This window comes from Elioraea sp. (assembly GCF_022842375.1).
Taxonomy (GTDB): Bacteria; Pseudomonadota; Alphaproteobacteria; order Acetobacterales; family Acetobacteraceae; genus Elioraea_A.
Genome location: NZ_JALHPR010000055.1, coordinates 1 through 10,365 on the forward strand (window position 1 = coordinate 1; position 10,365 = coordinate 10,365).

Sequence of the window (10,365 nt, forward strand, 5' to 3'; positions counted from 1 at the left end):
CGCGCGATCGGCGAGCGGCCGACGGCGGAGCCGGGCGCCGACAGCGCGCTGGCGGCGGAGGCACGCTCCCGCGGGCTGCCACGCGTCGTGCTGATGACGGTGGTGCAGGCCGCGCCGATGGGCGCGGTGATCTCGCCTGGCACGATCGTCGCGATCCGCGTCCGCGCGATCGATGCGCGCACCGGGCTGACGGAGGGGTTCGCCACCTTCACCCGCAGCAACGAGGCACGCGGCGCGCTGGGCCCAGAGGTCGAGGCGCTTGCACGCGACCTGCTGCGGTAGGACAGCTGCAGTTTCCGCCCGGGCTTGCGCATGGCGGGCCGAGGGGAAACCTATCCCTTCAATGGAGCGAAGGAGGGAGCATGAGCACGAAGACAGAGAGCTATCCCATCACGAAGCCGGAGGCCGAGTGGCGGGCGACGTTGAGCCCCGAGGCGTTCCGCGTGCTGCGCGGCCATGGCACCGAGCGTGCCGGCACCAGTGCGTTGAACTTCGAGAAGCGTGACGGCACCTACACCTGTGCCGGCTGCGGCACCGCGCTGTTCCAGGCCGACGCGAAGTTCGAGAGCGGCACGGGCTGGCCGAGCTTTTTCCGGCCCATCCCGGGTGCGGTCGCGACGCGCACCGACCGCAGCTTCTTCATGTCGCGGACGGAGGTTCACTGCGCCACCTGCGGCGGCCATCTCGGGCATGTGTTCCCCGACGGGCCGCAGCCGACGGGCGAGCGCTACTGCATGAATGGCGTGTCCCTGGCGTTCCAGCCGAAGGAGGGGTGAGGGCGCCGGACCCTCACCCTGCCCCTCTCCCGCACGCGGGAGAGGGGACGTCTTGCGGGGTCTCGCACCACCGTTCCCTCTCCCCCCCGGGGGGAGAGGGACAGGGTGAGGAAGGGAATTGCCCGAGGGCTCAGGCGAGCTCCCACGCGAGCGTGATCGGGCAGGACAGCACCTTCGAGATCGGGCAGCCCGCCTTGGCACCCTCGACGATTGCGCCGAACTGGTCATGGCTGATGCCTGGCACAACGGCCTTCAGCGTCAGCGCCGACCCCGAGATCGCGAAGCCTCCCTCGACCGGGGCCACCGTCACCTTCGCCGTCGCGTCGAGGCTCGTCGGCGTGAAGCCTGCCTGGCCGAGGCCGAAGGAGAGTGCCATCGCGAAGCACCCGGCATGGGCGGCCGCGATCAGTTCCTCCGGGTTCGAGCCCTTCTCGTCGCCGAAGCGGCGGGAGAAGGAATAGGGCGTGTCAGCCAGCACACCGCTGTCCGTCGTGATGACGCCAGCGCCTTCCTTGCCCGAGCCCTGCCAGACGGCGCGCGCGCCGCGTGTGATGCCTGCCATGATCCGTTTCTCCCGTTGTTGGAGCGCGCAGCCTGCCTGCCATCGCAGCCGGCTGGCAAGGCAACCGCCCGTTACTGAAGCGCCCGCTGCCCGAGCGGATAGTCGGCCTCCGCCGTGTAGTGCGCCCCGTCGCGGCCGAGGCGGGAGGAGAACAGGGTGAAATGCTCCACCGCCACGGGGCCGAGGCGGAACAGGGCATTGGCATGCAACCAGGCGCCGAATTTCGCGGGGTCGGGCTGGTCGAGGCGGGCGAGCGTGACATGCGGGCTGAACTTCCGCCGCTCCGGCTCGCAGCCGGCGCGCACCACCGCGCTCTCCACCTTGGCGCGGAGATGCTCGAGCGCCGGGTTCCGCACCACGCCCGCCCAGAGCGAGAGCGCCTGCAGCCGCCGCCCGCTTTCAAATGCGCCAACGCCCTCGAGGGTCAGCTCGAACCCGCGCGCGGCGATGCCGGCCAGCGCCGCGTCGATGTCATCCGCCCGGCCATGGTCGACCTCGCCGACGAAGCGCAGCGTCAGGTGCATGTTCTCCGGCGGCACCCAGCGCGCGCCGGGCAGCTTCGCGCCGGTCAGGAGGCGAAGCCGCTCCCGCACCTGGGAGGGCAGGTCGAGAGCGACGAAGAGCCTGACCATGGCCAAAATCTCCTCACGCAAACCTCCTCACGCGCGCGCCATCATGCTCGCGCCATCACGCGCGGGCCTTGGCGATGAGCGCCTCGATGGCAGGCAGCATGCGCTCGACCATCACCGCCACGCCGCGGGCATTGGGATGGATGCCGTCGGGCTGGTTGAGCGCCGGGTCGGTCGCCACGCCATCGAGGAAGAAGGGGTAGAAGATCACGTCATGCTCGCGGGCGAGCCTCTGGTAGGCGCCGTCGAACGCGGCGACATACTCGGCGCCGAGGTTGCGCGGCGCGAGCATGCCGGCAAGCAGCACGGCGATGTTCCGCCCCTTCAGCCGCGTGATGATGTCGTTGAGGTTGGCGTAGGTGTTGGCCGGGTCGATCGCACGCAGCAGGTCGTTGCCGCCAAGGGCCACGATCGCGACGTCCGGCCGGTCGGCCAGGGCCCAGTCGAGCCGCGCGCGCCCGCCGGCGGAGGTGTCGCCCGACACGCCGGCATCGAGAACGGTGGCGGGGATACCCCTGGCCCTGAGCGCTGCCTGGAGCTGGGCGACGAACCCCTCCGCCCGCACCAGCCCGAAGCCCGCCGTCAGGCTGTCACCGAGTGCCAGGATCCGCACCTCGCGCGCCGGTTGCGCTGCCGCGCGCCGTGATGTGCCATGCCCTGACATCGCCGTGAGCACGGAGGCACCCGCAAGCGCGGCCAGTTTGCGCCGCAGCACGGCAGGGCCATATGCGCCCAATCGGTGTACGGCCCCGGGTCGTCGAAAGGATTGATCGCGCATGGATGCCATCGTCTCCGACCTGCCGCTCACCCGCACGCGTGAGGGCGAATCGCTGATCGCGGTGCGCGACCTCTCCTTCACGGTGGCGTCGGCTGCCGGACAGGTCAACATTCTCCGCGGTGTCACATTCCAGGTAGGGGCGGGGGAGGCGGTCGGCATCGTCGGCCCGTCCGGCAGCGGCAAGTCCACCCTCATGATGCTCATGGGCGGGCTCGACCGCGCCACCGCAGGCAGCATCCGCATCGCCGGCAACGACCTGACGGCGATGGACGAGGACGCGCTGGCCCGCTTCCGGCGCGACCATGTCGGCATCGTGTTCCAGGCCTTCCACCTGGTGCCGACGATGACGGCCGAGGAGAACGTCGCTCTCCCGATCGAGTTCGGCGGCGGCGACGATGCCCTCGGCCGCGCCCGCGAGGCGCTCGCGCGCGTCGGCCTGGGCCACCGCACCACCCATTATCCCTCGCAGCTCTCGGGCGGCGAGCAGCAGCGCGTCGCACTCGCCCGCGCCGTGGTCGCCCGCCCTGCCATCATCCTGGCAGACGAGCCGACCGGGAACCTCGATGGCAGCACCGGCTCGGCCGTGATGGACCTGCTGTTCCGGATCCGCGAGGAGCTTGGCACGACGCTGCTGCTCATCACGCATGACCAGAGGCTCGCCGAGCGCTGCGGCCGGGTGATCGCGATCGCCGATGGGCGGATCGCGTCGGATCGCCTGGTCCCCGCTGGATTGGCCGGCTGATGTCCCTCGTGCTCACCAACGCCTGGCGGATCGCGCGGCGGGAACTCCGCGGCGGGGCGAAGGCGATGCGCATCGTCATCGCCTGCCTCGCGCTCGGCGTCGCCTCGATCGCCGCGGTCGGCACGCTGAGCCGGGCGGTGCAGGAGGGGCTGCAGGCCGACGGGCGGCGCATCCTCGGCGGCGACCTCGAGGTCGCCGTCGGCTATCGCCCGATGCCGCAGGAGGCGCGCGACTGGGTGACGTCACGCGGCGGGCTGCTCTCCTCCGTCACCGAGCTCCGCTCCATGCTCGTGGTCGAGGGGGGTGCGCGCGAGCGTACGTTGGTGGAGGTCAAGGCGGTCGACAACGCCTACCCGCTCTACGGCCAGGCGCGGGTCGAGCCGGCGATGCCGCTGGCCGAGGCGCTGGCTGTGCGCAACGGCCGCCCTGGCCTCGTCACCGAGCCGATCGTCCTCGATCGCCTCGGCCTGAAACCGGGTGACACGGTGCGGCTTGGCGAGGGGCTGTTCGAGGTGCGCGGCGGACTGGCGGAGGAGCCCGACCGCGTGGCGAGCCCGACCGTACTCGGCCCCCGCGCGATGATCGCCGCCGCCTCGCTGGCGGCGACGCAGCTCGTCCAGCCGGGCAGCCTGGTGCGCTACGAGTACCGGATCCGCCTGCCCGAAGGATCGGACGTCGCCGCCTTCCGCGCGGCGATGGAGGCGCGCTTCACCGATGGCGGCTGGCGTTTCCGGAGCTACACCCAGGCCGCGCCCGCGGTGATCCGCTTCGTCGAGCAGACGGCGCTGTTCCTGACGCTCGTCGGCCTCACCGCGCTGCTGGTCGGCGGCATCGGCGTCGCGAACGGGGTCAGCGCCTGGCTCGAGGCGCGCAGGCGCACGATCGCGACGCTGAAATGCCTTGGCGCCCCCTCCGCCACCGTATTCCTCGCCTACGGCATCCAGCTGCTCGGGATCGCCGTCATCGGCATCGGCATCGGCCTCGCCGCCGGCCTAGCGCTGCCGTGGCTCGCAGCGCAAGCGCTCGGCGGCGTCCTGCCCGTGCCGCCGCGATTCGGCATCTATCCGGGCCCGCTCGGCATCGCGGCGGCGTTCGGGCTGCTGACGGCAGCGACCTTCGCGCTCTGGCCGCTCGCGCGTGCGCGCGCCATCCCCGCCGTCGCGCTGTTCCGTGACGTGGTGGCCCGCAGCGAGACACGGCCGGGCTGGGAGCTCATCGCGGCGAACGGGCTGCTCGCCGCCCTCCTCGTCGGGCTCACCATCGCCGTCTCGCAGGACCGGCGCTTCGCCGCCGCATTCTGCGCAGGGGCTGCCGGAACGCTCGTGCTGTTCCGCCTCGGCGCCTGGGCGCTCACCGCGCTCGCGGCCCGCGCTCCCCGTTCACGCGTGCCTGCGATCAGGCTCGGATTGGCCAACCTGCACCGGCCGGGGGCGGCGACGGGGCTGATGCTCGTCTCGCTGGGCCTGGGCCTCTCGACCCTCGCTGCGGTGGCGCTGATCCAGGGCAACATCCAGCGCCAGGTGACCGAGACGATGCCGGATGCCGCTCCGGCCTTCTTCTTCATCGACATCCAGTCAGACCAGACGGCGCGGTTCGACGCGATGACGCGCGCGCAGGAGGGGGTCGGCGCCATCGCGCGCGTGCCATCCCTCAGGGCGCGCATCGTCGCGGTGAATGGCGTTCCGTCCGAGCAGGCGCAGGTCGCCCCCGAGAGTGCCTGGGCACTGCGCGGCGACCGTGGGCTCACCTATTCCGCGCTGCCGCCGGAGGGAACGCGCGTCGTCGCCGGGCAATGGTGGGCGCCCGACTACCGCGGCGAGCCGCTGGTGAGCTTCGATGCCAACCTCGCGCGCGGCTTCGGCGTCGGCGTCGGCGATACGCTGACGGTGAACGTGCTGGGACGTGATGTCCTGCTCCGGATCGCCAGCCTGCGCGACATCTCGTGGCGCTCGCTCGGCATGAACTTCACCCTCGTCGCCTCGCCCGGCCTGCTGGAAGCGGCACCCCACACCCACATCGCCACGGTTCACGCGACGCGCGCGGCCGAGGCGCCGCTGCTGCGCGCCATCACCGATGCGCTGCCGAATGTCAGCGCGATCCGCGTGCGCGAGGCGCTCGAGGCCGTCTCGAAGCTGCTCGGCCAGATCGGCGCGGCGCTGTCCTCCACCGGGGCGATCACGCTCGTCTCCGGCGCGCTCGTACTCGCCGGGGCGATCGCGGCGGGGCGGCGGCGGCGTGTGTACGAGGCAGTGGTGCTCAAGACGCTGGGTGCGACGCGGCGCCAGGTGCTCGCGGCCTATCTCGTCGAATTCGGGGTGCTTGGCGCCGCGGCGGGCGTGATCGCGGCCATCGTCGGCACCGCCGCGTCCTGGGCCGTCGTCACATTCGTGATGCGGGCAGAGTGGGCGTTCCTGCCCGGAACGCTGGCCGCGACCGTCCTTGCCTGCACGCTGATGACGATGGTGATGGGCTGGGCCGGCACGGCGGTGGCGTTGAGGGCGCGGCCGGCCCCGCTGCTGCGCACGGAATAGTGTCGCTTGCGCGTGCGTTCCGATTGAGATTGATTCAGGGCAACCCCGGGCCATATACCCTAGCGATCCGGTATGGGATCGTGGCCCCTCGGGGATCACTGCTGGGACAACCACCAAGAAGGGATTAGCAATCGATGGCCTGGAATCCAGACACCCGTTCGATGGCTGCAACGCAGACGGTTCCTTCCGCCGGCGTGGACGCCGCGCGGCTGGATGCCGGCCTGCGCAAGTACATGCTTGGCGTCTACAACTACATGGCGTCCGGCCTGCTGCTCAGCGGCATCATCGCCCTGCTCGTCGCGTCGTCTCCGGCGATCGCCGAGCTGTTCTACACGCGCGTTGTGACGGCCCGAGGTGCTGCGACCATCCCGACCGCGCTCGGCTGGGTGGCGATGCTCTCGCCGCTCGCGCTCGTGCTCGTACTGAGCTTCGGCGTGAACAAGATGTCCAAGACGGCCGTCCAGGGTGTCTACTGGGCGTTCACGGCGCTGATGGGCGTCTCGCTCGCCAACATCTTCATGGTCTACACGGGCGCCTCGGTCAGCCGCGTGTTCTTCATCACCGCGGGCACCTTCGCGGCGATGAGCATCATCGGCTACACGACGCAGCGTGACCTGACGAAGATGGGCTCGTTCCTGATGATGGGCCTGATCGGCATCATCCTGGCGAGCGTCGTCAACATCTTCATCGGCTCGTCGGCGCTGCAGTTCGCCGTCAGCGTGATCGGCGTGGTGATCTTCGTCGGCCTGATCGCGTTCGACACGCAGCGCATCAAGACCGACTACATCAGCTACAGCTACGCCGAGGGCACCGACATCGCCGGCAAGCGCGCCGTGTTCGATGCACTCTCGCTGTACCTGAACTTCGTGAACCTGTTCCAGCTGCTCATGAGCCTGCTGGGCCAGCGCCAGAGCGAGTAGGCGGCCCCGACGCTGGGCTGACAAAGGGCCTCGGAGGGAAACCTCCGGGGCCTTTTCCGTGTCAGCCCTCGATCACCTCGATCACCTCGCCGGTCGGTGCCATGCACGCCGCGACCAGCGCGCCGCCCAACCCACAACCGGCATCGAGGGTGAGGCCCCAGCCCGAGGCGACGGGCCCGTCATGGCCGGCGCAGGCGCCACGCACGAGCCGCGCGAAGCCACCCCACGGCACCATCCCCTCCTCGCCCTCAGGCGCAGGAATGCCGGCCGCGGCACGCTCGAACCCCGGCTCGTCCCACCAGAACGCATCGCCCTGGGTCTCGAACGGCCGGTCAGGGTTCAAGCCGGCGGCGACGAACAGCACGCCCGGCGCCTCACCGGCAAGGTCGACCGGCACGGTGCAGGCAGCGCGGCGCAGCGAGGAGAGCAGCGCGTCGTGCCCCGGGCTTGCGCGGATCGCCGCGGTGATCGCCCCGGTCCAGCGCGCCCGCTCGACCGGGCCCTGGGCCGCGATGCGCAACCCCTCGGCCACGCTCGCGCCATAGGCGGCGAGGGTGGGGCCGATGCCGTGTCCCTCCATCCACCTGAGCGCCTCGACGGCTGCGGCAGGCCCTGGCGCGTACTGGATGCGCAGGAGGCGATGGAGCATCTCCTCCTGCGCGCCGCGGAGAAACACGACGTCATCGGCCTCGAAGCCGGGGCGCGAAAGGACCGCGCGGCGGAACAGCAGCGCCTCGCGCACCGTGCCGGCGACATCGGGGCCGACGCCGATCAGGTTGCCGCAATAGACCAGCCTGTCGCCGCGCCAGACGCGGGTTTCGAGGGCGGCGTGCAGGCGCGAGAGCCGCCCGGCATCGCCACGCACGGCAGCGACCGCCCAGACACGGCGGGCGAGCATCAGGCGCGCGACACGGGCCGGCGGCTCAGCCATCAGCGACCGCACGCAAGGAAAGGGGCGGAAAGCGCTTCCGCGCCCCGCCCCTCTTCAACGAACGCTGCCGCCGTGCGGCCCTCACGCGGCCTTGAGCACCGTGGCGAGCTTGGCCTGGGCTGCCGGCTTGTCGATGCCGTCGATCGCGGCGAGCTCAGCCGCCAGCCTGTCCATCGCCTGCTCGTAGATCTGCCGCTCGGAGAAGGACTGGTCGGGCTGGCCGGCGTTGCGATGGAGGTCGCGCACCACCTCGGCGATGGCCACCGGGTCGCCCGAGTTGATCTTGGCCTCGTATTCCTGGGCGCGGCGCGACCACATGGTGCGCTTCACCCGCGCGCGGCCCTTCAGCGTCGCGAGTGCCGTGTCGATCGCCTTGCGCGTCGAGAGCTTGCGCAGGCCGGCCGAGCGCGCCTTGGCCACCGGCACGCGGAGAACCATGCGGTTCTCCTCGAACTCGATGACGATCAGCGTCAGCTTGTGGCCGGCGATCTCCTCGTTCACCACGCCGGTGACGCGGCCGACACCGTGCGTCGGGTAGACGACATGGTCGCCAACCGTGAACTGCGGCGGCGGCTCATTCGAGACCAGGGCGATGGTGGGCGCCATGCCACCCGGCATGCCGGGGCGCTGCATCGGGCCGCGCTGCTGGCCATGGCGCATGCCGTGGGATTGCTGCGGTGCCGGCGCAGGCTTCGGTGCCTCAGCTGCTTTCGCGACGGGCGCCGCCGCGGCTGGAGCAGGGGCAGCAGCGACCGGCGCGGGCGCCACGACGCTCGCTGCCTCCTTCGCCGCGGTTTCCTTCACGACGCCTGCCTTCACCGCCGGGGCGGGCTGCGTCGTTGCCGGCTGCTTCTGAAGTGCCGGCTTTACCATCGTCGTGTCTGCTGCCTTTTCGGTCGCGGTTGGGGTGGGTTTCGCGGCTGGCGTCGGTTCGGATGCCCTCACCGCTGCCGGCTTCGTGCCCGGTGACTGGACGAGCGGCTTGGCCTGTGGCGGGCGTGCCGCCGGCTTCACGGGTGCCGGCTTCTGCGTTGCAGACTTCTTGGGCGCTGGCTTCGCGGCAGGTCTGGCCGCCAGCTTCGTCGCGGCGGGTTTGGCCGGCGAGGGCTTCGCCGATGCCGGCTTCGGATCTGCCTTCGCAACGGCTTTGGGGGCTGCCTTCGCGGGAGCGGATTTTGCCTCGCCCGCCTTGCCGGGCGCTGGCTTCGCCGCGGTCGATCTGGCCGGCGCTGCCTTCGCGGCAGCAGGCTTCGCCGCCGGCGGTTTTGCCGCCTTTCCGGACCCTGCCTTCGCCTGATCGGACTTCGCCTTTGCCTGCGTGGCCTTCATGTCATTCCTCGTCGTCTTCGCGCGACGGCATCCGGCTTCGGTGGTGTGGCGCGTGGGAAAGAAACGTTCACCCGCGCGCCTCACCCTTCCTTAGGGTCAGCCGCACGCTGCCAAACAGCCAACTCGGCAAGACCCCGATATGCCCAGAACCCAAGCCTCGGGTATCGCTTATTTTCAATATACCACAGAAACACGGAAAAGGCAGGCCCTGCTCACGCATGCCCAGGCAGCGTGCGACCTTGCGCCAGCCTCAGCCCTTGCCAGGCTCGGGGCTGAAGTACTGCATCTTGTCCGGCTTGCCCTTCCATTCCTCGGCGTCAGCGGGGGCCTCGCCCTTCTTCGTGATGTTGGGCCAGGACTGCGCGAACTTGCGGTTGTGCTCGACCCACTCGGCTGCACGCTCATCGCTGTCGGGCAGGATCGCCTCGGCCGGGCATTCCGGCTCGCACACGCCGCAATCGATGCACTCGTCCGGGTGGATGACGAGCATGTTCTCGCCAACGTAGAAGCAGTCGACCGGGCATACCTCGACGCAATCCATGAACTTGCAGCGGATGCAGGACTCATTGACGATGTAGGTCATCGGCGGTGCACGCTCCATCCAGTCGGATACAACGGGACATGGACCGGATCGGCGCGTCGTGCAAGACCCTGCTGCGTTGCTCAGCCCCCCGCGCCAGGCGGATCGAGATCCTCGTAGAGAAGCCGCGCCTCCGGCGCCGGGCCACGGCGATCGCCGAGCGCGAGCACCCGCACCACGCGCACGCCGGGCCCAAGGCCGAAGGTCAGCACATCGCCGGGCCGCACGCGGGCGTGCGGCTTGTCGGTCCGGCTGCTGTTGATGCGTACCTTGCCCTGGCCGGCGAGCCGTGCCGCCAGCGCGCGCGTCTTGAGGAACCGCGCGCACCAGAGCCAACGGTCGAGCCGCTGCCAGCCTGCGCCATCCTCCTCCTCCATCACGCCTTGGCGCGGAGTGCGGCCAGCGCCGCGAAGGGACCCTCCGGCTGCGGGCTCTGCACGGCGCTCGCGGGCCTCACCGCGCGTCGCCGCGCATGCAGCAGCACAGCACCATCCTGCCCAGGACCGCCCGCCCCTGGTCCGCCCGCCCCTGGTCCGCCGGGTGCCGGGCGCAAGGAGAAGCCGAGCGCCCGCAGCAGCGCCGGGAGC

The 10,365-nt window shown here is 70.8% G+C and carries 14 protein-coding genes; 6 read left to right on the plus strand and 8 right to left on the minus strand.

Features of this window, described 5'->3' with window-relative positions; translation table 11 throughout:
* The coding region (locus Q0C38_RS22520; RefSeq protein ID WP_291299386.1) for a hypothetical protein at window positions 1-282 on the plus strand (282 nt) is incomplete at its 5' end.
* Window positions 283-362: 80 nt separating this feature from the next.
* Window positions 363-776 carry a peptide-methionine (R)-S-oxide reductase MsrB gene (gene msrB / locus Q0C38_RS22525; protein WP_291299387.1) on the plus strand — a complete coding sequence of 138 codons (414 nt, stop codon included), beginning with the start codon at window positions 363-365 and terminating at the stop codon, window positions 774-776.
* A 130-nt stretch (window positions 777-906) separates the two neighbouring features.
* Here the strand turns inward: msrB and Q0C38_RS22530 are convergent, their stop codons facing one another.
* From Q0C38_RS22530 to Q0C38_RS22540, 3 genes are all read right to left on the minus strand, one after another.
* Window positions 907-1,338 carry an OsmC family protein gene (locus Q0C38_RS22530; protein ID WP_291299388.1) on the minus strand — a complete coding sequence of 144 codons (432 nt, stop codon included), beginning with the start codon at window positions 1,336-1,338 and terminating at the stop codon, window positions 907-909.
* Window positions 1,339-1,409: 71 nt separating this feature from the next.
* Window positions 1,410-1,970, minus strand: a complete 561-nt coding sequence (thpR, locus tag Q0C38_RS22535; protein WP_291299389.1) for an RNA 2',3'-cyclic phosphodiesterase — start codon at window positions 1,968-1,970, stop codon at window positions 1,410-1,412.
* A 55-nt stretch (window positions 1,971-2,025) separates the two neighbouring features.
* A complete protein-coding gene (locus tag Q0C38_RS22540) occupies window positions 2,026-2,682 on the minus strand; it encodes an arylesterase (protein ID WP_408870060.1) in 657 nt (218 codons plus the stop codon).
* 61 nt (window positions 2,683-2,743) lie between these two features.
* Here Q0C38_RS22540 and Q0C38_RS22545 point away from each other — a divergent pair, with 61 nt between their 5' ends.
* From Q0C38_RS22545 to Q0C38_RS22555, 3 genes are all read left to right on the plus strand, one after another.
* Window positions 2,744-3,487, plus strand: coding sequence for an ABC transporter ATP-binding protein (locus tag Q0C38_RS22545; protein WP_291299390.1), 744 nt, complete (start codon window positions 2,744-2,746; stop codon window positions 3,485-3,487).
* Window positions 3,487-6,018, plus strand: coding sequence for an ABC transporter permease (locus tag Q0C38_RS22550; RefSeq protein ID WP_291299391.1), 2,532 nt, complete (start codon window positions 3,487-3,489; stop codon window positions 6,016-6,018). The genes Q0C38_RS22545 and Q0C38_RS22550 overlap by 1 nt, the downstream gene beginning before the upstream one ends.
* A 134-nt stretch (window positions 6,019-6,152) precedes the next feature.
* The gene (locus Q0C38_RS22555; RefSeq protein WP_408870061.1) at window positions 6,153-6,938 is read left to right on the plus strand and encodes a Bax inhibitor-1/YccA family protein; all 786 of its coding nucleotides are present in this window, start codon (window positions 6,153-6,155) and stop codon (window positions 6,936-6,938) included.
* Between the two features lie 61 nt (window positions 6,939-6,999).
* Here the strand turns inward: Q0C38_RS22555 and Q0C38_RS22560 are convergent, their stop codons facing one another.
* On the minus strand, window positions 7,000-7,869 hold the full coding sequence (locus Q0C38_RS22560; protein ID WP_291299393.1) for a hypothetical protein: 870 nt from the start codon (window positions 7,867-7,869) through the stop codon (window positions 7,000-7,002).
* 81 nt (window positions 7,870-7,950) lie between these two features.
* Window positions 7,951-8,742 (minus strand): CarD family transcriptional regulator, encoded by a 792-nt coding sequence (locus Q0C38_RS22565; protein ID WP_291299394.1) that lies wholly within the window; start codon window positions 8,740-8,742, stop codon window positions 7,951-7,953.
* Window positions 8,743-8,776: 34 nt separating this feature from the next.
* Between Q0C38_RS22565 and Q0C38_RS22570 the strand changes: the two genes are divergently transcribed.
* Window positions 8,777-9,166 (plus strand): hypothetical protein, encoded by a 390-nt coding sequence (locus tag Q0C38_RS22570; RefSeq protein ID WP_291299395.1) that lies wholly within the window; start codon window positions 8,777-8,779, stop codon window positions 9,164-9,166.
* A 282-nt stretch (window positions 9,167-9,448) separates the two neighbouring features.
* Here Q0C38_RS22570 and fdxA read toward each other — a convergent pair whose 3' ends face one another.
* The 3 genes from fdxA to Q0C38_RS22585 all read right to left on the minus strand — a co-directional run.
* Complete coding sequence (fdxA, locus tag Q0C38_RS22575) at window positions 9,449-9,781, minus strand: ferredoxin FdxA (RefSeq protein ID WP_291299396.1); 333 nt, start codon at window positions 9,779-9,781, stop codon at window positions 9,449-9,451.
* A gap of 80 nt (window positions 9,782-9,861) precedes the next feature.
* A complete protein-coding gene (locus Q0C38_RS22580) occupies window positions 9,862-10,155 on the minus strand; it encodes an RNA-binding S4 domain-containing protein (RefSeq protein WP_291299397.1) in 294 nt (97 codons plus the stop codon).
* Window positions 10,155-10,365: hypothetical protein (locus Q0C38_RS22585; RefSeq protein WP_291299398.1), on the minus strand; the 211-nt coding region annotated here is incomplete at its 5' end. The genes Q0C38_RS22585 and Q0C38_RS22580, both read right to left, overlap by 1 nt.

Excerpts from the sequence above, each read along its gene's own strand:
- Q0C38_RS22545 (WP_291299390.1), top strand. The coding sequence starts at position 2,744 with ATGGATGCCATCGTCTCCGACCTGCCGCTCACCCGCACGCGTGAGGGC.
- Q0C38_RS22580 (WP_291299397.1), bottom strand. The coding sequence starts at position 10,155 with ATGGAGGAGGAGGATGGCGCAGGCTGGCAGCGGCTCGACCGTTGGCTC.
- msrB (WP_291299387.1), top strand. The coding sequence starts at position 363 with ATGAGCACGAAGACAGAGAGCTATCCCATCACGAAGCCGGAGGCCGAG.
- Q0C38_RS22565 (WP_291299394.1), bottom strand. The coding sequence starts at position 8,742 with ATGGTAAAGCCGGCACTTCAGAAGCAGCCGGCAACGACGCAGCCCGCC.
- Q0C38_RS22530 (WP_291299388.1), bottom strand. The coding sequence starts at position 1,338 with ATGGCAGGCATCACACGCGGCGCGCGCGCCGTCTGGCAGGGCTCGGGC.
- Q0C38_RS22555 (WP_408870061.1), top strand. The coding sequence starts at position 6,153 with ATGGCCTGGAATCCAGACACCCGTTCGATGGCTGCAACGCAGACGGTT.
- Q0C38_RS22560 (WP_291299393.1), bottom strand. The coding sequence starts at position 7,869 with ATGGCTGAGCCGCCGGCCCGTGTCGCGCGCCTGATGCTCGCCCGCCGT.
- fdxA (WP_291299396.1), bottom strand. The coding sequence starts at position 9,781 with ATGACCTACATCGTCAATGAGTCCTGCATCCGCTGCAAGTTCATGGAT.
- Q0C38_RS22550 (WP_291299391.1), top strand. The coding sequence starts at position 3,487 with ATGTCCCTCGTGCTCACCAACGCCTGGCGGATCGCGCGGCGGGAACTC.
- thpR (WP_291299389.1), bottom strand. The coding sequence starts at position 1,970 with ATGGTCAGGCTCTTCGTCGCTCTCGACCTGCCCTCCCAGGTGCGGGAG.